This window comes from Dokdonia sp., from assembly GCF_039945015.1.
In the GTDB taxonomy this organism is placed as follows: domain Bacteria; phylum Bacteroidota; class Bacteroidia; order Flavobacteriales; family Flavobacteriaceae; genus Dokdonia.
In genome coordinates this window covers 127,824-150,756 of the sequence record NZ_JBDUXP010000021.1, presented here as the reverse complement: position 1 = coordinate 150,756, position 22,933 = coordinate 127,824, and the positions used below count along the sequence as shown (strand labels likewise).

Annotated in this window: 16 protein-coding genes; 15 read left to right on the top strand and 1 reads right to left on the bottom strand. The window is 32.7% G+C overall.

Going from position 1 to position 22,933, the window contains the following annotated elements; genetic code table 11:
• Window positions 1–457 precede the first annotated feature (457 nt).
• From ABJD27_RS16925 to ABJD27_RS16870, 12 genes are all read left to right on the top strand, one after another.
• Complete coding sequence (locus ABJD27_RS16925) at window positions 458–1,633, top strand: hypothetical protein (RefSeq protein ID WP_348161983.1); 1,176 nt, start codon at window positions 458–460, stop codon at window positions 1,631–1,633.
• A gap of 82 nt (window positions 1,634–1,715) precedes the next feature.
• Window positions 1,716–2,192: a DinB family protein gene (locus ABJD27_RS16920; protein WP_348161985.1), complete on the top strand. Its 477-nt coding sequence runs from the start codon at window positions 1,716–1,718 to the stop codon at window positions 2,190–2,192.
• 231 nt (window positions 2,193–2,423) lie between these two features.
• Window positions 2,424–2,867 carry a hypothetical protein gene (locus tag ABJD27_RS16915; RefSeq protein ID WP_348161986.1) on the top strand — a complete coding sequence of 148 codons (444 nt, stop codon included), beginning with the start codon at window positions 2,424–2,426 and terminating at the stop codon, window positions 2,865–2,867.
• A 49-nt stretch (window positions 2,868–2,916) separates the two neighbouring features.
• Window positions 2,917–3,354, top strand: a complete 438-nt coding sequence (locus ABJD27_RS16910) for a hypothetical protein (RefSeq protein WP_348161987.1) — start codon at window positions 2,917–2,919, stop codon at window positions 3,352–3,354.
• 36 nt (window positions 3,355–3,390) lie between these two features.
• On the top strand, window positions 3,391–4,233 hold the full coding sequence (locus ABJD27_RS16905) for a hypothetical protein (RefSeq protein ID WP_348161989.1): 843 nt from the start codon (window positions 3,391–3,393) through the stop codon (window positions 4,231–4,233).
• Between the two features lie 136 nt (window positions 4,234–4,369).
• Window positions 4,370–4,747, top strand: a complete 378-nt coding sequence (locus ABJD27_RS16900) for a DUF2200 domain-containing protein (RefSeq protein ID WP_348161991.1) — start codon at window positions 4,370–4,372, stop codon at window positions 4,745–4,747.
• A 127-nt stretch (window positions 4,748–4,874) separates the two neighbouring features.
• Entirely contained in the window at window positions 4,875–5,420 is a 546-nt protein-coding gene (locus ABJD27_RS16895; protein ID WP_348161993.1) for a hypothetical protein, read from the top strand.
• A 158-nt stretch (window positions 5,421–5,578) separates the two neighbouring features.
• Complete coding sequence (locus tag ABJD27_RS16890; protein ID WP_348161995.1) at window positions 5,579–5,974, top strand: hypothetical protein; 396 nt, start codon at window positions 5,579–5,581, stop codon at window positions 5,972–5,974.
• 164 nt (window positions 5,975–6,138) lie between these two features.
• Complete coding sequence (locus ABJD27_RS16885; RefSeq protein ID WP_348161997.1) at window positions 6,139–7,035, top strand: hypothetical protein; 897 nt, start codon at window positions 6,139–6,141, stop codon at window positions 7,033–7,035.
• 270 nt (window positions 7,036–7,305) lie between these two features.
• A complete protein-coding gene (locus ABJD27_RS16880) occupies window positions 7,306–9,288 on the top strand; it encodes a translation factor GTPase family protein (protein WP_348161999.1) in 1,983 nt (660 codons plus the stop codon).
• 152 nt (window positions 9,289–9,440) lie between these two features.
• Window positions 9,441–9,905, top strand: a complete 465-nt coding sequence (locus ABJD27_RS16875) for a GyrI-like domain-containing protein (RefSeq protein ID WP_348162001.1) — start codon at window positions 9,441–9,443, stop codon at window positions 9,903–9,905.
• 309 nt (window positions 9,906–10,214) lie between these two features.
• Entirely contained in the window at window positions 10,215–11,756 is a 1,542-nt protein-coding gene (locus ABJD27_RS16870) for a sodium:solute symporter (protein ID WP_348162003.1), read from the top strand.
• Here ABJD27_RS16870 and ABJD27_RS16865 read toward each other — a convergent pair.
• On the bottom strand, window positions 11,727–12,110 hold the full coding sequence (locus ABJD27_RS16865; protein ID WP_348162011.1) for a CoA-binding protein: 384 nt from the start codon (window positions 12,108–12,110) through the stop codon (window positions 11,727–11,729). The genes ABJD27_RS16870 and ABJD27_RS16865 overlap by 30 nt on opposite strands.
• Window positions 12,111–12,435: 325 nt before the next feature.
• Between ABJD27_RS16865 and ABJD27_RS16860 the strand changes: the two genes are divergently transcribed.
• From ABJD27_RS16860 to ABJD27_RS16850, 3 genes are all read left to right on the top strand, one after another.
• Entirely contained in the window at window positions 12,436–14,022 is a 1,587-nt protein-coding gene (locus tag ABJD27_RS16860; protein WP_348202073.1) for a tetratricopeptide repeat protein, read from the top strand.
• 229 nt (window positions 14,023–14,251) lie between these two features.
• A complete protein-coding gene (locus ABJD27_RS16855; protein WP_348162007.1) occupies window positions 14,252–20,218 on the top strand; it encodes a M4 family metallopeptidase in 5,967 nt (1,988 codons plus the stop codon).
• A gap of 63 nt (window positions 20,219–20,281) precedes the next feature.
• Complete coding sequence (locus tag ABJD27_RS16850; RefSeq protein ID WP_348202072.1) at window positions 20,282–22,666, top strand: T9SS type A sorting domain-containing protein; 2,385 nt, start codon at window positions 20,282–20,284, stop codon at window positions 22,664–22,666.
• The last annotated feature ends 267 nt before the right edge of the window (window positions 22,667–22,933 follow it).

The window sequence follows — 22,933 nt, the reverse complement described above, 5'->3', positions numbered from 1 at the left end:
CGTGTGTACTCAGAAAATTCGTAGTATTTTCCTCTAGCAGGTTTTCTTTTACTAATTTAGATCTAGCCAACGAGACCAGACACAAACATGTTAGCAACAATAGCTCAATAAAGAAAATAAGGATTCAAATCAAAACTGCTACTAAGCAACAAAATCTAGACGGACTTCACTCAAATAAGTTAGAACGTTCCAATCTATGCAATCATAAGGCAATCGTTTTCTAATCTGTATATCATTTTAAAGAGAATCAAACGTAAGACGTGTATAAGGTATTCGAGGTTTTACTTTGCGATATAAATCGCTTATTGTGATCTCGCAATACAATTTTATTAGTATTTTTAATAGAACTTTTATACAAATGCATCATCTTCCTTACGACACAAAGTAATACTAGATTAAGATAGTTGCTACACATACTAAGAAGTATAAAACTTGATATCATGAATAAAAATAAATTATGAAGATTCCATTTTTATTTCTGTGTATCTGTTTTTGCTTTTCTACTCAAGCGCAAACAACATTTACAAAAGGAATTGTTCATGACTCTATTCCTGTTTCAGGAACAAATGGGGAGACATTTGCGCTTTACTTACCTGAAAAATATAACGAAGCTGCCTTAAATTCTATTGTTTTTATTTTTGAGCCCGCAGCAAGAGCCGCTATTGGTATTCAACCATTTATTAACGCCTCTGAAAAATATGGCCATATTCTAGTTTGTTCTAACAACACAAGGAATGGATCGTATGGGCGTAATTTTAATATCACCGACAATTTATTCGATCATATTTATACTAATTTTAATATTAAGCAAGATGAAATGTATCTCTCAGGGTTTTCTGGAGGTTCTCGTTTAGCTTCAGCAATAGCAACATTGACTAACAAGTTTACAGGAGTGATCGCTTGTGGTGCTGGATTTTCAGGTACCCCTATCCATATACCTACAACACAAGAGTATGCCTATATAGGCCTTTGTGGTGATAGAGATATGAATTACAGAGAAATGTTGAAAAACAAAGAGTACCTCGATTCCAAAAATTTTAAAAGCACCCTTATAACGTATGATGGAGATCACTCATGGCCTCCTTCAGAACAAATCTCTCGTGCATTTGACTGGTTACATCTTCAAAAATTAAAAAAAACGAATCCTGTAGCCTCTGAAAAAGTGTTGACTTTATATCAATCTGATTATACTAGAGTTGAGCAGTTCAAAATGAACGGAGCACTTTTATATGCCTCTGAACAGTATGAACGTATGTTAAAAAGTTATAAGGGATTCGTCTCTGTAGATAGTTTGGCTACACAACATAGAGAACTGTTAAACGCTAAGCCTTATAAAAAACAATCAGCATCGTTTGATAATAGTTTAAAAATGGAGGAAAAGCTGTCAGTTAAATTCATTACCCAAATCACAAAAGATTTTATAAACCCAAACAAAATAGATTTTGGGTGGTGGGAGAGAGAATTTAAGAAGCTAAACAAGAAAAAAGGTGTTGACATGCAAAAAATGATATACCGTTTAAAATTCGATCTTTATGTAAGGGGTTATTCTAGAAAAAAGGCCTTGCAATATAATTCTAATGAAGAACAAGTAGCCATTATTGAACGTTTTTTGAAGTTACTATATCCAAAATAGAATACTATAGCTTGTGTGAAAATGCATTAAAACACATTTTACAAAAACACGTTGGTAGTAATTAAAAAAAACAGAAACCAAAATGAATAGAACATATAGAAAAGGAGCTATTGGAGCTTTAACTGACGAATACGAAAAAGCTCTGAACGAATTAAAAGACTTGCTCTTACAGATTCCTGATGCTGAATTCCAAAAAGTATATAATAAAAAAACTGACGTTGACTTTCGATCAGTAAGGAATATAGTTTTGCATATGATTAATTCAGGATATGTTTATGCGAATCATATTAGAAAAAGGTTTGGGAATAATTATGTTGTCTCAAAAATAGAAATTGAAAAAACTGAACAAGGAATATCTGAACTTGAAAAAATGTTTGAATACACTGTTGAAACTTTTGAAGACAAATGGCATTTGACATATAACGAATTAATGAATACTATAATCAAAACTTCTTGGACAACTTATGATTTAGAAGCTATTACTGAGCACGCAATCGTTCATATTTTAAGACATAGACTTCAAATTGAAAAAATGATTATAAAATACGGAATAATATAGTATTTATGAAAATAAAAACTACTGCCAACACTGCATATAGCAAATAAGGCAATCCGTTATTTACGAAAGTTCAAAGCGAATTACCAACACCGCCAAATCGTTTGATTTGGCTTTATAAAGAAAAAGATAAAACAAAATAGAAAGTTTTGGCTAAGTACTTAATCGAAAGTTTACTACTTTTAATTCCCTTACGAACCATAGCCGGAACGTTAGTCACAATTAAAATAAATCATGAGTATATTTAAAAAATTATTTGGAAACAAAAACAAAGAAAATTCCGTTGTTAATCATGAATCAGGAAGTGATTTAAGAGAAGAACTATCCATTATTCAAGAAAGACCTGATGGTAATATCGAATTAGAAAACGATATAAGAAAACAATTGATTAATGATGAAAAAAAAATAATGCTTGCTCAAGTTAAAACTTTCATGACAAGTCATCAAGGAGCGGATGCTGAAAATGCATTTAGGACTGCTGGAATTATGGATGATAGCTTAAAAGAAGAGGTTCTTAAACAATACACTTGGCATTACTTGGACGATATAGACGAGAACCTACAATGTACAATGCAACTGGTATTAACGGAGGTATTGGAAAAAACAAAACCTTTTACTGATAGCAGAGATATTTATGAGAAACTTTTGGGAGTTAAATACAAGGGTTTTGATGAATAAAAGTAACTAACACGGTGTATAAAACATAATTAATATTATAACATAAGAATTGGAAGTAGAATTTACCATTTCAGAACAAAAAATTGGAGAAAGTAATTTTAAATTTATTCTAAATAAGAAATTATTAGATAATGAACTTCGGATTGATTTTGACTATTGCTGGTTAATAAGTCTTCAAATATTTGAAAGAAATGAAGAACAATTACCATCAGAAAAAGAAGAAGAAATTCTTATGTCCTTGTTTCAAAAAATAATTGTCGAAATAATAGATGATAGTGAAATAAGAATTGTTGGAACTATGTCTGGTGAAGTCTTTGAAATATTTTTTTACGGTAAAGAATCTGATACTTCTAAAATTGGAGGTTGTATCGTTGAAATGAAAAATGGATTAGAGGATAGAGAAGGTCGTTTTATTCAATGGAGTGGAAAAAAAGATAAGAAATGGAAAACTGTTTCTAGAATTTATAATCACTTCTTTAAAACATAAAACTATCAATAACAATAACGTTCTCAACAAGTACGAATGAACAAACTACTACCCTACTTACTTTTCTTTTCTTCAGTAATTTGCATTGCTCAAAACAAAGATTTCGTTTTTGAACTAAAGCATCATCCGAACTCTGAATACTTATCTGAATTCAAAAAATCCACAAAATTCAAAATAGAAAAAAAAGCAGATAAAGAAACACTGAAATATTTTGATTCCGTTGGAGTAAAAAGATTTCAAAAAGGGAACAAAAAAGAAACTTATAGCGTTTTAACAAAAACAAAAGAACAGAAAGGGAATCAAACTATTCCAATAGAAATATTGGCTTATGATTTTAACTTTAAAGGAACTTTAAACAAAGAAAAAGTTGACGAAACATTTAAAATCAAATCACTTCAAGTCAAAGGCTATGTGAATTTAGAAAACAACCTTACTATTAATGAGCTTTTAATTGACAATAAACCAAGTAAAAAGGAGAATGAGTTTATTAGAAATATAGAAAATAGGGAAATCGGAATTGATTTTCCTGAACATAAAATCGGAATTGGAGAAACTGTTTCGTTTGAATATACAATGTACTATAAAGCCCCACTTGAGGGAGATGATTTCTATAACGTAAATTGTATAGCAACATTAATCAAAGTTAAAAAAGGCATAGCTCATTTTAAAATTTCATCTGACCAGCAAACTGAAAATCGAGATTATACATTGACCGTAAAGGGAATTTTAAAATTTGACATAAAAAATAACTTTACTAATTATATCTGTTTAGATAGTACATTACATATCAACGAAGTTATTGACAATGAAACTATATTTGAGCATAATTACTCAGAGAAAAATAAAATTACAACGGAATTGAAAAACACTAGTTGGTAACAACGTGTAGATTTAATTGCTTAGTTCAAATCTACTTGGGAAATTCTTTTTGAATTTTCTCTGACTCGTGGATGTTTACTAAATTAGTTGCTTAACCATACACAAACACGTTAGTTTCAATTTAAAATCGCAAAAAATGAAGGTTACAGCTGAAAAAAATGAAAAAGTTGCTAATATGATCTTTGCATCTATTTATCCTCTTTACTGGAATAGATTAGAAAAACATGGTAAAACAAAAGAAGAGTTCCATCAAGTAATAGAGTGGCTAACTGGTTTTGACGAAGATAAATTACAAACACTTATTGCAGAGAAAGTAACGTTTAGAACGTTCTTTGAAAAAGCAAAAATCCATCCCAATGCACACATGATTAAAGGTGTTGTTTGTGGTTATCGAATTGAAGAAATAGAAGATGAATTTGAAGTATATAAACAATGTAGACGTATGGAAAAGTTGATTGATGAATTAGCAAAAGGTCGTAAAATGGAGAAAATTTTACGAGAAGAAAAAAAATAAAAACTGGTACAAACTAGATCTATAGTGCATATTCTGAGGATACAAATCAAACACAGAATATTATAGTGTATTTCTCGACTACATAAAAACTGACCGAATTAATAAAATTAATGACTTTAGGGATTAAATGATTCAAGCCAAACATTGTGATTTATGCGAAAATAGGATTGCTAATCTAGAAAAAGGATTGACTTGTAAATTAACTAATAGAAAACCTGACTTTAATAACATATGTTCTGTAATTAGACTTGATGAAAAATTTCAAGAAAAATTAGAAATTGCAAATCTGGAATTAGAAATAATACATAGAAATAAAAAATCAACTCATTTGACTTTTTATACTACTATAATTATTGGTTTTTCATTAATAATTGGCGGATATTTATTTTCTAGTTGGACTATACACAACCTTTATCTATGGGAGGTAAAAATTGGAATAATTGTATCTGGATTTGCATTTCTTGGAGCTGCTTACTCTAAACTGAATAGTTTTAGGCGAAAAGATAATAAAGCGCAATTGGACAAAATTAAAATCGATGAAATTCTAAAGAAATATGGAATTAAATATTATCCAAACATTGATTTTAAAGAAAAAAATCACGGAATTCAAGAAGTGATTATACATTTAGAATTTAAGAATTGGGCAAAAAAAAAACACCACAACATCGTATAAAATTAATTGCTAACTTTCACCTATTTACGAAAGCTCTCGCGGACTTTCTATCAATGATTTATTTACTAATTTAGTTCTAACAAACACAACTAACCATACACAAACACGTTAGTGACGTATTTCTCAACGTTATGTAAACAAACGAAACAAACAGAATAATGACATCGAATTTCATAAAAATAATTGAATGTTTTAATATCACAGGATTTGGAATCTTGACTGAATTACAACATCATGAAAATGGAATTCCGCCGAATACGGAAATTGTCGAACCAGAAACTGGAGAATCTTGGATTATTAAAAGACGAGTCCTTTCTGGAATACTTCTGATGACGGGTTTAGAAACTACATTTGATTGCGAAACAGAATCTGAACATATAAGCAACAGATATAAAAATGCTAAAGAACGAGAAATTGCGATAGAAAAGGAATTGGGAAAAAGAAAAAATGGAATTTATTGGTATTTACTTAAACCTATCAATAAAAAGCAAAAAGTAAAACCCGAAATTGGAACTGAATTAAAAATAAAAACGACACCACAACACCGCATATAATTCATTGCTAGTTCTAGACTACCCTTCGACACGCTCAGGACATCGCTTACGAAAACACTCACAGATTTTCTATTCGGTTTCTATTTGCTAATTTAGTTACTTAAACACGCAACGGAATTACACACAAGATCGTTAGCTCTCATTTAAATCACCCTGAAAACAAAATGATTTTACCAAAAAATGATTTTCTAAAAGCAAGAGATTTTATTTTGACAAATGCAAGAATGATTGAAAGGCGTTTATTTGAATTTCATTTTGCAAACGGAGATAGAAATGGTGTTTTTCATGCCGTTTATGCTTATCGAAATCCTGATGGCGGATTTGGACATGGAATGGAACCAGATACAGCATCACCAGAAAGTCAACCTCTATTCAGTATTATGGCACTTGAAACGCTCGATGAAGTTGGATATCTGACCAAAGAAATAATTCTAAATGACTTTATGCCATATTTTGAGAGCATAACAACAGAAAAAGGTGGAATTCCGTGGATGTTTAGACCCAAAAGTACTTATCCATGTGAAGAACATTTTAAAACAGTAAAAGAGTGGAGTGCTTTAAGCACTACTGCACCACTACTCGGAATTTTAGAAAAATATGAGATTGACATTCCTTGGATGAAAAAAGCAGAACAGTTTGTTTGGAGTGAGTTTGAGCGAATAAAAGATAAACATATTTTTTGCTACTTATGTGTGCCAAGATGGCTCACTTTTTTAAAGTATACTAAAAGTCAGGATAAAGCTAAAAAGACTATCAATAACTTTAAAAAATGGATATTGAACAATGAAATAATTTGTGAAGATAAATCTGATGAAGGTTGGGGACTTTACGGAAAACCACATAGTTTAAATTATGCAACATCATCAGAAAGTATTCTATTCTCATTATTTACCAAAGAGACTATTGAATCTGACTTGAAAGAATTAATCAATAGGCAGAAAAGTGATGGACGTTGGGATACGTGGTACGGAATTAGCCCAGGAACAAAATTAGAATGGGCAGGTATCCAAACATTATGGGCATTAAAAACTCTAAAAAATTATAATAAAATTGGAACATAAACAAAAAACCACGCACAACAATGTATAAAATTAATTGTTGGTTCTAGTCTACTCACGAAAATCCTCGCGAACTTTCTATTAGGTATACATTTGTTAACTTCAGCGTTTAAAACGCACAACCAAACTATACACAAACACATTAACAAACATTAAAGAATGAGTAAATTAAAAGGTGATAAAGACTCTAGTAATCATTAAAAATAGACTTCTTGCAAAAGAGAACTCACATAACAAAAAAGGAAATATTCTTAGATCTTTATTATCAAGTCAATGCTAGATAAAACAATTTTAACCATAGGAATTTTAGCTCATGTAGATGCAGGGAAGACGTCAATTACCGAGTGTTTGTTGCATCATTCAGGTACCACAAAATCTCTGGGTAGTGTAGATAAAGGTTCGGCTATTACAGATGGTCTAGCTATGGAAAAAGACAGAGGAATTTCTATTAAAGCATCATCTGTAAATTTTTCTTGGAAGAACTGTCTATTCCAGTTGGTAGATACGCCAGGTCATATTGATTTTTCTGCAGAAGTGGATCGGTCTCTTTCCATATTGGATGGGGTCATACTCGTGGTTTCTGCAAAGGAAGGCGTTCAAGCCCATACCCTTAACCTATGGGAGAGTTTGATGGAAAGAAAACTACCCGTCATCGTTTTCTTTAATAAAATAGATAGAGCTGGTGTAGATATAGAACAGGTTTTTTTAGAATTTGAAAAAGATGTAGACGCTAAGCTTTTCGCTCTGAACTATCCAGATCTATCTGATCCAAACAATCCTAAATTAGTATCGTTTACAAATTGTGGTAATCATATTGACTCTACGATCCTTGATAGAACCATGGAGAATCTAGCAGAGTGTGACGAGACTTTTCTCGAGCAATATCTTGAAGGAGAAACTTCAGATCTAGAACACATTTTAGAGAAAGGAAAACAACATATAAAAACTGGAGCGTTATATGGTTCGCTCTTTGGCAGTGCCAAGTTAGGTGAAGGTATAGAGGAATTATTACACAGTATGTCAACATTAATACCGCAACCAAAAGACTACTTCACAACTGCAGTTGCAAAGGTTTTTAAAGTAATGTTCCATGAAAAGAAAGGAAGGTTAGCTTACATAAAATCGTATGGAAGCGTGCTAAAAAGTAAAGACGTCATTCGATCTCAACAGCTAGAAAAAGATATTAAAATTAATCAAATCTTTAAACCACATCTTGGAGATTTAGTCCAAGTTTCTGAATTACATTCTGGAGAAATAGGGGTTGTTACCACTTCTGATCAGATACTTTCTGGAGATATTTTAGGCTCTGAAAATCTTCATGATCCATATTCAAAAATTAGTGAAGCTGTACTTGGTGTGCAAGTAATCGCAAAGGAAGAAAAGGAGTATCAAAAACTGGGAGAAGCTTTAGAGATTCTCCATATTGAAGACCCAACATTAGAGTTTAAATGGTTCAAAGAAGAAAAAGAGTTTCACTTAAAAATTTTGGGTCCAATTCAAACAGAGGTTCTAAAAGAAAATTTAGCCCAGAGATGGGAGGTTGAAGCAGAATTTCACAAACCTAAAGTGATTTATAAAGAAACACCATCTACCTCAGCAGAAGGCTATGTACGCTACTGGATGCCAAAACCATGTTGGGCGATTATGACATTCTTGATAGAGCCAGCACCACTGGGTAGTGGCGTTTCATTTACTTCAAACGTAAGAACGAGTGACATAAGTAATAAGTATCTTAATGAAGTCAAGCGAGCTATTCCTTGGTCTCTGAGACAAGGGATTCATGGCTATGAGGTTACTGATGTATCTATTACACTTGTAGAAGGTTCTGAACATAATGTTCATTCAAATCCTGGAGATTTTTTATTGGCAACTCCCATGGGTGTACTCAGAGGGTTAGAAAATGCTGGAACAGATCTTTTAGAGCCTATGTATGCTTTTGAAATCAAAGCCAATCAGGATGTATTAGGATCTATTTCTAGTGATTTAAACCAGATGAATGCTCAGATAAACACACCTGTTTTTGATCATGATTCTTTTATCTTAGGAGGAAGAGTTTCAGTAGCCGTTGCTATGAATTATGCTGTAAAATTTAATGCTACGACTTCTGGGAAAGGACGTCTTAAACTAACGCTGGATGGCTATCAAAAAACGACCACTACTGAGGATAAAATCAGGAGTTACAAAGGCGTCTCACCGCTAGATGAATCTCAATGGATACTGCATATGCGCGGCGCTTTTAAAGCAGATGAACGGTGATCTAATTAGTAAGACAATAAGAAAGAAAGAAAACAAACAAAACCATAACACATTTAGCAAGATTTGTCAATTCGAAAGCAAGAATAGTCAAGAGTATGTGGACTATGAAAAATATATTTGCATCATTAATAATCAATAAAAAATGAACAGAAATGAATGTAAATATTGAAATTAAAGAAACACCCGAATTGAATCTTGCAGGAGTAACACACATTGGAATACACGGTGTTGAAAATGCCTTTGAAAAGCTTATAAAATGGGCAAATTCAAAAGACTTATTGAAGGACCCAGAAGCAAAAATGGGTAGAGTTTTCTATGATAGTATTAAAGTAACAGCACCAGATAAAGTCCGAATGAGTGTTTTTTTGAAAACTGATACCTCTTTTGAAGTTGATGGCGAAATCAATAAGTTAACTATTAACAAAGGGAAATGTATCGTTGGTCATTTTGAAATAACACCAAACGATTTTGAAAAATCTTGGACGAACCTCTATATTTGGATGAATGAAAATGGATATAAAAAAAGTGTAGAAAATCCATTTGAAATTTATCACAATGATTATAGGGAACATCCAGAAAATAAATTCATAGTAGATTTATATATCCCAATAGAATAAAAATGTTGTACAAGACCTTATAAAATTAATCGCTAGCCCTCTCCTACTTACAAAATATTCATAAATTTTTTACTCAGTTTGTACTTGCTGTGTTACTTATTCTTTCAAGATTAAAAACGATACTGCATGTTGTATACGCCGTACCTACGGCAGGCAGGCTTTTCGCGAAAGCGGAAAAAACAACACACATCAAGAAAATATAATTTTAAATTCCTATCCAATAACTACGGATTAAAAGCTAATAACTAAAAATTAATAGCTATTAGCTAATACCTAAAAACCTTATATTCGTAATACAAATCATACTGTATGCAACCCTATCACATTCTACTACTTATTGCTGGTTATTTTGGTGTTTTGATGCTCATTAGCTATCTCACAGGAAAAAGTGGTTCTAATGCAGATTTCTTTAAGGCAGGAAAACAATCTCCTTGGTATCTTGTTGCATTTGGTATGATTGGAGCGTCGCTCTCTGGAGTGACCTTTATCTCTGTTCCTGGATGGATTGAAGCATCAAGTTTTAGTTATTTTCAAGTAGTACTTGGATATACGGTAGGATATGCGGTGATTGGCCTTGTACTACTCCCACTCTATTACAAACTAAATCTAACCTCTATTTATACCTATCTGGAAGGTAGATTTGGAAATTCATCTTATAAAACAGGAGCTTCATTCTTTTTATTAAGTCGTATTGTAGGAGCTAGTTTTAGACTCTACCTAGTCGCAAATGTATTGCAATTATTAGTCTTTGATAAGATGTCATTTTTTGGTCGTGAAGGTGTTCCTTTCTGGGTAACAGTGACCATTACCATATTACTTATTTGGTTATATACTTTTAAAGCAGGAATCAAAACAATTGTATGGACAGATACCCTACAAACACTGTTTATGCTTATTGCAGTAGGTGTTGCTATCTATTTTGTATCTGATGAGATGGGGCTTTCTGGAGGAAATATCATGTCCTTTGTAGCAGATAGTGATTTGTCACAGATTTTCTTTTTTGAAGATTGGAAAAGTGGAGATCACTTTGTAAAACAGTTTCTATCTGGAGCTTTCATAGCCATTGTAATGACAGGTCTTGATCAAGATATGATGCAAAAGAATTTGACGTGTCGTAACCTTAAGGATGCTCAAAAAAATATATTCTGGTTTACCATTGTGCTTACTATTGTAAATATGGTATTCTTAGTTCTAGGGGTATTGCTTACAGTCTATGCTGCTCAACATGGTATCGATGCACATAAAGATCAGCTCTTTCCTACGATTGCCGTAGAAAGTGGCCTTGGGATTGGACTTGCTATTGTCTTCTTATTAGGGCTTATTGCAGCAGCTTATTCGAGTGCAGATAGTGCACTTACATCACTTACGACTTCTTTTAGTATAGACATCCTAGACATCGAAAAGAAATACGATCAAGAAAAACAAGTACGTATCCGTAAACGTATTCACATCCTAATGTCTATTGTTTTGATACTCGTCATTATCGTTTTTAAATACGTAATCGCAGACGATAGTGTCATTGCACGCCTATTTAAATTTGCAGGATTCACCTATGGCCCATTATTAGGACTATATGCTTTTGGGTTATTTACTACTTGGAAAATAAAAGACAAATTTGTGCCTATTATTGCTATATGCTCTGTCTTATTATCTATTCTTATCAATTTAAGTGCTCAAATATATACATATTACTCTGATGCACTTTATACCAACACTACTAATAGACTGACTTGGAATAAGGCTGGAGAGTTAGCCAAAGAATTATATTATGAAGTTGGATTTGAAATATTAATCATAAATGGATTACTCACATTTATAGGCTTAGTATTGATTCGTACCCAAAAGGACTAAGGTACACGCCACTTCAAAATCTATATTATTTTCTTTAAGTATTCTATAAAGTTCAGGATTTTCTGTCCCTGGATTAAAAATAACACGTTTAGGATTCAGCGAAATTAAGTACGGAATATATTGGTCTTGACGCTTTGGGTTGAGATAAAGTGTAACAGTATCAAATTTATTTTTATGGGTTTCCGCTTTCGCGAAAGCGTCATTAAAAGTGATCACTTCTTCTCCAGCAACTTCTCCAGAACGTAGACCTATAGCGAGAACAGGATGGTTATACTTTTTTAAACGATGTACGGCAAGGTGGGAATATCTGCTAGGTTTAAGGGAGACTCCTAGAACTACGGTAGGCTTTATAATCATAAAACAAAGTTAAAAAATAAAAACGGTGTAACACTCCTCGAAATAATTCGTCTATAGAATAAGAAGTTAACTTACCTGTTAGATACCTTTTAATTCGTTTTGATGGTTAGTGTTAATTAAAAGAAGTATCTAATAAAAATCCCAGGGTTCCGGATCCTGGGATTTTGTTTTTTTATAGAAAATAATATATTTATAAACACATTATACTTAAGGAGTTATTATAAAATATTAATCCCTTAAATATCAATAACTTTGTTAGTATAAAAATATATTACATTTTATAGAAATGCGCAACATCTTAAAAATTTGTTTATTCTTCTGCATGACTAATATAATTGGTCATAATGCGAGTGCGCAAGATAATTCCGTTGCTAAAGACAGTGTTTTATTAGAAAGTTTAACACAAGGGATGGAGGCCTTTTTTACAGATCCTTATAATTACAAACAACGTTTTATTGAGGCTGAAGTTGTAGTAGACAGACTGATTAAAGAAAAACCAGAAAGCGTTTATTTTAAAACTAAAAAAGTAGACATTACTAATTACCATACGTACTTTTTAAGAAGAGAGCTTAAAGATGAAGACTACTTAAACAAAATGTATGATAATATTAGTTTAAGACAACATATTGGTGATAGTTGTGGCTTGAGTATTTCTTATAGAAAACTTGGTGTCTTTTGGCGTACCAAAAAAAAATATAAAGAAGCGTTGTCATTTGTTAAGAAAGCTCAAATTCAGTCTTTACATTGTGGAGATTCTTTACAGATGTTATTGAATGATTTGGCAGAGATTAAGATCATTAGATTTACAAATAAACAATTTGATTTTGATAGTGCATACGCACACTTTATTAGTCGAGCTACACTATTGAACCAATCTAGAGGAATCGCAGCTTCTCATCAAAATTATGCTGGTTATCTTATAAGAAATAAAAGACATAGTGAAGGAAAGATTCACTTAGATATAGCAGAACGAGTTAGTGAAAAAGATAATGATCTTATTCGATTAAAAGCGATATATGCTTCTAGTGGTAATTATTATAGAAAAATAAAAGAGTATGATAAATCCATCGCATTATATAAAAAAAGTATTGCCATAAATCAAAAAATTAAAGATAGTTTTTCTTTGTCTAGCACGTTTTTAGGTATTAGTAATAGCTACTCAGCAAAAAAAGAGTATGAACAATCTTTAGAGTATTATATTAAATATAAACGTATTCAAGCAAGGTTAAAAGAAATTGAGAACTCAAAATTAATATCTGGAATTGCATCAGAATTGAATTATAAGAGACAAAAGTCTATAGATAGTATTGCTTTTATACAAAAAGCAACTGCAATCAAAATGAATGCAGAGCAAAAATCACAGCGTAAGTTTTGGATTGTGGTTTGTAGTTTATTAGTACTGCTTTTGGTTTCAATTATTGGGTATTTTAAATACAAATTAAGAAGTAAAAAAACAGAAACTAAAAATAGTTTACTTAAACAAGAGGTCTCATTAAAATCTAATGAAGTGACTAATTTGTTAGTAGAGACTGTAGAACATATTCAGACTAAAGAAGTGCTGTCTAAAAACTTAAAACGTTTATCTACTCAAGAAGAAGGCGTTAGTTTAAAAGGAATTTTAACCGATTTAAAAGTTGAAAATCTAGCAGATTCTAAGCGATTATTTATCAAAGAAAACATAAGTAAATTACAATCGGACTTTATACATAAGTTAAAAATAAAGCATCCAAACTTAACAAAAACAGATATTGAAGTTGCAACTTTTATTCGTTTAGGGTTAAGTAGAAAACAAATTGCATCATTAAGAAATACGACTGTACACGCATCAAAATCTTCGCGTTACAGACTTAACAAAAAGCTTCATATAGAAGACGGACAAGATACCGTAAAATATTTAAAATCAATATAATGGATATTTAGTTACTTATGAATCATAAGTAGCTATTATCAGATATGATTCTATTTATGCATCCCTATTTGCATCCCCTCTTTTTTTAGATTATTGGAGTCAATATTTTATGTTTGTTTTATACATGAGTGAATATTAAATACTTTCTGAAAATATATTTCAAGAAATATATACGGTATTTAATCTAGCATATGTATTGATAATGTAAAATTAAGAACCCCAAATTCTAATGAAACAGATACTACAACTTATATGCTTATGCGTATGTACCATAAGTTTTGCTCAAAAAACCACAAATTTCGGAAACATACCTTTAACTAAAGTTAAAGAAAACTTCAAAAAAAGCACAGACCAAAGTATTTTCTTTTCCGAATTAAAACCAACCTCAGGTGTTGAATTTCGTTTAATAAAAACGGAAACAGATAAGTTAGGGATGATACATAGGACGTATCAACAATATTATAATGGGATTAAAGTTCATTTTGGGGTATTGAAAGTCCATGAAAAAAATGGAGTGAGAAAAAACTTTAGTGGTGCCTATTTTAATCCTTCTGGATTAAGAACAAGCACAAATATGTCTTCCTTTCAAGTACAAAGTATAGCGAAACAATTTATGAGGTCTAACGATGTTTTTTGGTTAGATAGTGAAGGAATTTCAAAATCCAATGCCCCTAACCCAGAACTTTTGATTCTTCCTAATCGAAGAACAGCTACATTACATGTTGCCTATGCTATAGGAGTTGGAGTCTCTACACCGTCATTAAAAATGGGAATATTATATGTAGATGCTCAAACTGGAGCAGTACTAAAATTTAAAAATCAAGTTTTTACTTGTTTTGAAAATAAAGAAAGTGGTCATGATGAAAATCATAGCAATAACAAAAATAAGTATACTACACCTGTTGTGTCAGGAACAGGAGCTACCGTATATTCTGGTTCTCAATCTATAGAAACAACATTAGACGGTAGTGATTATATATTGTATGATCAAACAAGAGCAAATACAGGAAGTAGTCATAATACAGGAATAGCAACAAAAAACGGAATAGCAACTGTAAATATAAATCACTCAGCAACGTTAACAGATTATAGTAATGCAAGTGTTGTTACAGAGTTTACAGATGGTAATAACAATTGGACAGCGGCAAACTTAAATAGTGACGAAGACCAGTATGCACTAGATGCTCATTGGGGCGCACAAGTAGTATACGATTATTTTAACGCAGAACATAGTAAAGAGAGTTATGATGGTAACGACTCGGCAATAGTGTCTTACGTGCATTATGGTACAGATTATACAAATGCTGCTTGGGTATCTTTTACCAATAATAGAGGTTTTATGATCTACGGTGACGGAGGTGGGTCTTTTACACCATTAACTTCTCTAGACGTAGCAGCACATGAAATTGCGCATGGTATAACAAATAATACAGCACAGCTAGATTATGAGCTAGAATCTGGAGCTTTAAATGAAGGTTTTTCAGATATCTGGGCAATGGTTATAGAAAACCACGCAAATAATAATCTAGGAACTTCAAAAGATATTGCTTTAATAAATGATGAAAATGGAGGCGGAACACTTCGTTCTATGTCTAACCCCAATGCTTATAGTTTACCAGATACCTATGGCGGGACATATTGGTACGATGTAAGTGGATGTATACCGGATGTTAATACAAATGATTATTGTGGCGTACATACCAATAGTGGTGTGTTAAGCTATTGGTTTTGGTTACTATCGCAAGGCGGAAGTGGGACAAATGATATAGGAGATGTTTTTTCCGTGACTGCTATAGGGATGGATGATGCTGCGGCGATAGCATATAGAATGCAAAATACCTATTTAACGAGTACTTCGGATTACGCAGATGCAAGAACATATGCTATTCAAGCAACGATAGATTTATTTGGGGATTTTTGCACTGATCAAGAAGAATCAGTAACCAATGCTTTTTATGCTGTTGGTGTTGGAAGTGAATGGAGTGCTAATGGACAATCACCAACAATAACAACAGATATTGTAGATCAAACAGTTTGTGTAGGAATTGATCAAGTACAAATAACTGCTGCTGCTACAGACTGGACTAATAAAAGATGGCAAGTATATAATGCAGGATCATGGGATAACCTTAGTAATGGTGGATATTATGCAAATACATATTCAAATACAATGAGAATAAATAATCCTGATGTTTCCTTAAATGGTGCTCAATATCGTGTCTATTATGAAAATAATTGTGGTAAAACACATTCATCAGTAATGACTTTAACTGTATTCGAAAACCCAGTTGCAACTGTAGATACTTTAACCGATGAGACTTGTAGTGGTAATAATGATGGTTCAATGACAATTTCATTTGACGATGATAGTAATCAAACAAACATTGAATTTAGTATAGATGGTGGTGTTACCTATCCGCATAATTATTCAGATGACTCAGGTACACAAAACATAGCGGATTTAAGCGCTGCAACTTATAATGTGTGGGTAAGATGGGGAGATGATGATTGCCCGGTAGAATTAGGAGACTACACTATTAATACAATTACTTGTATTGATTATACAGCAATTCCTGATGCTAATTTTGAAGCAAAATTAGACCAATTAGGATATGATGATATTTCTGGAGATGGACAAGTACCTACAGCAGCAATAGAAGTTGTAACAAATTTATTTGTGAATAATTCAAGTATTACTGATTTAACAGGAATTGAAGCTTTTACAGCATTAGAAATCTTAAACTGTAATACCAACTCAATAACAAGTTTAGATTTAAGTTCAAACACCAACTTAAACAATCTTAACTGTTCAAGTAATTCTTTAACTTCTTTAGACTTAAGTGCTAATTTAATGTTAACAACATTGTATTGTAGTGCTAATGATATTAGTACTATAAACGTAACGGGTAACAGCTTGTTAGAAAAATTAGATGTTATAGGTAATTTGCTTACTAGTATAGATGTAACTAATAATTTGGTTCTGGATGATTTAGATCTTTCAAGTAATTCTTTAGAAGCTATAGATCTAAGTAATAATACAGTTATAACTGGTTTAAGTTTATTTGGAAATGATATACTTAATGTTGATTTAAGTAATAATACATTACTAGAATTTCTTGACCTTGGAGATAACCCAATGTCAAGTATCGATATCAGTAATAATCTAGCATTATTAGAATTATACACCTATAATTCTAGCCTTACAGGTAGTTTAGATTTAAGTAATCATACATTATTAACAGATGTTGATTTAACGAATTCTAATTTTTTAAACTTAGATATACGTAATGGAAATAACACCAATATCCTAAGTTTTACAGCAATAGGAAATAGTAATTTAACGTGTATACAGGTTGATGATTTAAATAATGATTATAGCTTGTGGATCAAAGAAGCAAACACAAACTTTTCAGACACAAATTATTGTGATTATACTGCCATACCAAACGCAAACTTTGAAGCTAAATTAGAAGCACTAGGTTACGATGATATTTCTGCAGACGGACAAGTGCCAACGGCACTTATAGAAGTCGTTACAAGCTTAGATATTCGTAATTCAAGTATAACTGATCTTACAGGTTTAGAAGATTTTACAGCTTTAGTAACGTTACTTTGTAGAGCAAATGGTATAAGTACTATAGATGTTAGCCAAAATCTATTGTTAGAAACGCTTACTGCAAATAATAATAGTATTGGTACTATTGATTTGTCTAATAATACAGTATTAAAATCAGTAAATCTTGGTGGCAATGGATTATCAACATTAGATGTTTCTAGTAACACAGTATTAGAATCCTTAAGCTTACAATCTAGTAGCGGTTTAACAACGATAGATATTTCAAACAATACTCTTTTAAAAAGTTTAAAAACGTATAATTCCAATATAGCTACATTAGATATTAGCAATAATACAGCTTTAGAAACATTACAAGTATACAGTTCGCCCATAGCTACTATAGATGTAACCAATAACCCAGATTTAATAGATTTTCGAATTCATAATACGAATGTTACAACATTAGATCTTAGTAATAATCCAGATATAGAGCAACTAAGAGTAAATGATACAGACATTGAATCATTAGATTTAAGTAATCAGATTGCACTGCAAAAACTATATGCCAACGATATGAACTTAAGTTTCTTAAATGTTCAAAATGGGAATAATGGAAATATAACAGTGTTTAAGTTAACAGATAACCCTTCATTAAGCTGTATACTAGTAGATAATGCAGCTGACAGTACGATAGATTGGGATGAAGTAGATGCAGGTGTAACGTTTAGTGATACTTATTGTAGATACACAGCTATTCCAGATGCTAACTTTGAAGCTCATTTAGAATCCCTAGGCTATGATGATATTTCTAGTGATGGACAAGTCCCAACAGCATTGATAGAAGTCGTCACTTCTTTAACAGCCCAATTTGAGGATATAGTTGACTTTACAGGTATTGAAGATTTTATTGCGCTTGAAAGCCTTGCCGTTTCATATAATTCATTCACAGATTTAGATGTAAGTAATAATACAAATCTTACGTTTCTAAATTGTGGGTATAGTTTATTAACAAACCTAGATGTAAGCAACAACATATTGTTAGAAACATTATGGGTGAATAGCACAAATCTTAGTGCTTTAGATCTTAGTCTAAATACCAGTCTTACTTCTTTAACTGCGAGTGCTATAAGTAATTTGACAACATTAAATATGCAAAATGGTAACAATACTAATGTTACCCATTTTACGACAGGAGGAAATAGCAATTTACCTTGTGTGTTAGTAGATGATTTAGTTAATGATTACAGTTCATGGGTTAAAGATGTTGCCACGAGTTTTAGTGATACTTATTGCAGATATACGACAATACCAGATGCCAATTTTGAAGCTGCTTTAGAAGCATTAGGGTACGATGATATTTCTACAGATGGACAAGTACCTACTGCATTAATAGAGGAAGTTACTAGTTTAGATGTGAGTTCTTCGAGTATTGCTAATCTAACAGGAATTGAGGGTTTTATTGCCTTAACAGATTTAAATGCGAGTGATAATGCTTTAATCAGTGTAGATGTAAGTACTAATACAATGCTAACTTCATTATCTCTACACTCTAATTCGTTGACAAGTATAGATGTTACAAACAATACACTATTAACATCACTTTCGGTAAGCTTTAACGAATTAACAACTATAGATATAACTAATAATGTTTTATTAGAAAGTTTTTATTGTAACAGCAATGATATTACTGCTATAGATGTGAGTTTAAATACGAATATTAAGTTTACAAATTTTTCAGACAACCTATTTACACAATTAGACTTTAGTGGAAATAGCTTATTAAGCTTTTCATCATTTAACAATAATATGCTTGAAAGTTTAAATGTACAAAATGGAACAAATGAGAGTCTGGTCTTATATATTTCAGCTTCAGGAAATCCAAATCTTACCTGTGTTTTAGTAGATAATGTTGATTACAGTACAACCAGTTGGACAGATATAGATGTACAAACAAGTTATAATGAAACATCGTGTTTTGTATCTATAACACCAAAAGTATTTTTACAAGGAGCAATCACAAATCCAAATACAGGAGAAGAAAGCCTCATGCGTGATGATTTACGTATCGCAGATGTACTACCAACAACCAGCCCATATACTGATGCGCTCACATGTGATATTACCGTTTTTGACACTACAGGAAACGATGCTATTGTAGACTGGGTTTGGATAGAATTACGCGATGCTACAGACAACACCACTGTACTAGCCTCAACATCTGCTTTGCTACAACGTGATGGCGATGTAGTAGCTATAGATGGTACTTCTGCTGTGTCTATAGATATTGCAGCAGCAGATTATTATGTGGTGATCAATCACCGTAATCATTTAGGAATACGTACCGCTAATACCATAGCACTCTCAGCAACATCAACAGTAGTAAATCTTAGTACTGATGTCACATCGGTTACTGGGGAAACGCTTGCATTAAAAGATATGGGAGATGGAATCTACGCGATGTATGCCGGAGATGTCGTCTCTGATGGAAGTGTCTTAAATACTGATATTACAGAAGCCTTATCAACTTCAGGTGAAATCAATGTATACACCAATGCAGATGCCGATATGGATGGAAATATCCTCAATACAGATATCTCTATATTAATTCAGTTAAATGCTGGAAAAATTCAACAATTTTAATCTATTAATATATATACGCTTTCGCGAAAGCGTATACAACCCCAAATCACTAACACAATGACCATGAAACAGATCATACTTATACTATGTGCGATATGCACATTTCTTACCACCCAAGCTCAAAACATCGAGCTATCCTTTGCCAATCCAACCGTCACCAATGATGGCATGAATGACTTCTATGAAGTAGATATCATCATTACTAGTGATGTAACCTATACTCAAGGATCAGGACAGTTCTTCTTAGATTATGACGCTGCCGCTTTTGGAACACTCATCAATGGTGCTGGAGGAATTACCTATGAACGTCCAGATACATCTATTCTTGGTGGACAAACCACCGTAGATGTAGGAGGAACCATCATCCCATTAGGAGTTCATTACAATTCATTCTTTGTCAATGATGCCACGACTTCTAAAGTATCTTTCATTTGGCAACAAAATGGAAGTGGTGGAATGATAGGAACGAATATCCCAGCCAATACTCCTGTTGTATTAGTTCACGTAAAAATGCAATTCTTAGACGGAGTAACTACGGTCGCTACTGATCTTTGTTTTGATGCTACAAACCCTTTTGATGATCAATTCTTTACTGCTTGTGGACCTTTTGATCCACTCGTAGGATTCACCTTTGTAAATGCCGATTGTATTAATGAAGCTGGAACGCAAATTACAGATTACACTCCTGATTGTTCGGGATCTACTTTACCAGTACTTGTATGTACTGGAGGAACTACTACCTATACCATTGCGGGTGGATGGGATAATGGAACACCAGATGCAACCATGACTGCTGTCATTGCAGAAGATTATAGTACAGCTACTATGGGGTTAGGTGATATCAATGCTTGTGAGCTTACAATAGATGCCATGGCAACCCTTACCGTAACCGATGGAAACTTCATCAATATTCAAAATGATATTACTGTCAATGGAACACTCACTGTAGATCATCAAGGAAGTGTTGTACAAGTAGAGGAAGGTGCCGTTACGACAAACAATGGTGCCATCACAGTAACAAAAACAACACCTAGCATCGCCGCACGTAATTATATAGCAATGAGTAGTCCAATGAGTGCAGAAACAAGAGATGGCGTATATGCAAACTCCCGTGCTGTATTTAATATCATCCCGAGCAACTTTGTCCCTTTTACGATTGACTTTGATACTTTCCCAGAATTTGAGTTTGCAGAAAACTTCCTAGATGATGACAATGATTTCCTATCACAATCCTTAGGAAGTGATCCGTTACCAACGCCAGGAATTGGACAATTGGTATTCCCATCGCCTGCTCACAATTCTCCAGATGCAACATATCAATTAGATTACACACAAGGAACACTAAACTCTGGAACGATTTCTATTCCTATCAATTACAATGGACCTGCGACTATTAATAATTATAATCTCTTAGGAAATCCATATGCGTCGGCTATTGATGTAGAGGCTTTTATTGCTGCTAATGATGCGGTAAATCAAGTATACTACTGGGAACATCTTACTGATCCATCGGCTGGATTGCCAGGGTTTGGAACCAGTAACTTCTCTATGAATGATATCTCTGTACGCAATGCCATAATGGGTATCGTTGCTGTTAATGGAGGAACAGCGCCTGGACAGTTTATGGCATCTGGACAAGGGTTTGGAATCAAAGCAGATCAAGCACAGGCTATGGCAAATACACCAGTGGTATTTACAAATAGTATCCGTGTGACTGGAAATAATGATGATTTTAGAACCCAAACAACAGCTATAGATAAACTGTGGTTAAACTTAACAACAATTGCTTTTGAAGGAGCCGTATCACAAACCGCTATTGGGTTTACTTCTCAGGCTTCATCTGGATTTGATGCAGGATATGATAGTCCGAGATTAGGAACCTTTCTTTCATTATTCTCTACCTTGGAAACAGGAGAAGAACTTGCTATTCAAGGAAGAGAAGCTTTTGATACTACCATGGAAATCCTACTTGGGTTTGCAACAACAGTAGAAGAGAATACAACCTACACCATCAGTATAGACCATCTGGAAGGAATAGGGATAGAAAATACACCTGTATTCCTGATTGACCATCTATTAGGAACAAGCACTGATTTAAAAGAAACACCATATACCTTTACGTCTCATAGAGGTATGCACACAGAACGTTTTACAGTCGTATTTGAAGAACGTGATGCATTAGGAATAGATGACGAAGGTAGCTTTCGCGAAAGCGTAACCCTCTACCCTAACCCTGCTACAGATCAAGTAACACTTTCATATTTAGGAACTAAGACACTTCAAAATGCAGTGATCACAGATCTAAATGGAAAAATAATGATGAGGGTAGATTTAGATACGTTTAATAGATCAAAAACAATTGCAATTAAAGGACTTGCAAGTGGAATGTACTTTATACAAATAAATTCACAGAAGAATACCATTGTGAAAAAGTTTTTAGTGAGATAATCCCCTTTGTATAAGTAGAGGTTGATAGTTCGACGATTAAGGAGTTGAATATCGATGTTTCGAGGAGTTCTTAATATAACAAGGACTCCTTTTTTATGAAAAATAGTTTCGCTTGTTACTTGACATAAAAATAAATGTAGGTTTTTTTTAAATACGATCAAATATAATAAGGTGATGTTTCTTTCGATTTTATCATAGTCAATTTCTTGATTCTATAAATAACTAAAAATATATGCTTTAGGTTCCAGATTCTAGGGTTTTGTTTTT

Coding starts and splice junctions, on each gene's coding strand:
- ABJD27_RS16925 (WP_348161983.1), top strand. CDS start 458: ATGAAGATTCCATTTTTATTTCTGTGTATCTGTTTTTGCTTTTCTACT.
- ABJD27_RS16920 (WP_348161985.1), top strand. CDS start 1,716: ATGAATAGAACATATAGAAAAGGAGCTATTGGAGCTTTAACTGACGAA.
- ABJD27_RS16915 (WP_348161986.1), top strand. CDS start 2,424: ATGAGTATATTTAAAAAATTATTTGGAAACAAAAACAAAGAAAATTCC.
- ABJD27_RS16905 (WP_348161989.1), top strand. CDS start 3,391: ATGAACAAACTACTACCCTACTTACTTTTCTTTTCTTCAGTAATTTGC.
- ABJD27_RS16900 (WP_348161991.1), top strand. CDS start 4,370: ATGAAGGTTACAGCTGAAAAAAATGAAAAAGTTGCTAATATGATCTTT.
- ABJD27_RS16895 (WP_348161993.1), top strand. CDS start 4,875: ATGATTCAAGCCAAACATTGTGATTTATGCGAAAATAGGATTGCTAAT.
- ABJD27_RS16890 (WP_348161995.1), top strand. CDS start 5,579: ATGACATCGAATTTCATAAAAATAATTGAATGTTTTAATATCACAGGA.
- ABJD27_RS16885 (WP_348161997.1), top strand. CDS start 6,139: ATGATTTTACCAAAAAATGATTTTCTAAAAGCAAGAGATTTTATTTTG.
- ABJD27_RS16880 (WP_348161999.1), top strand. CDS start 7,306: ATGCTAGATAAAACAATTTTAACCATAGGAATTTTAGCTCATGTAGAT.
- ABJD27_RS16875 (WP_348162001.1), top strand. CDS start 9,441: ATGAATGTAAATATTGAAATTAAAGAAACACCCGAATTGAATCTTGCA.
- ABJD27_RS16870 (WP_348162003.1), top strand. CDS start 10,215: ATGCAACCCTATCACATTCTACTACTTATTGCTGGTTATTTTGGTGTT.
- ABJD27_RS16860 (WP_348202073.1), top strand. CDS start 12,436: ATGACTAATATAATTGGTCATAATGCGAGTGCGCAAGATAATTCCGTT.
- ABJD27_RS16855 (WP_348162007.1), top strand. CDS start 14,252: ATGAAACAGATACTACAACTTATATGCTTATGCGTATGTACCATAAGT.
- ABJD27_RS16850 (WP_348202072.1), top strand. CDS start 20,282: ATGAAACAGATCATACTTATACTATGTGCGATATGCACATTTCTTACC.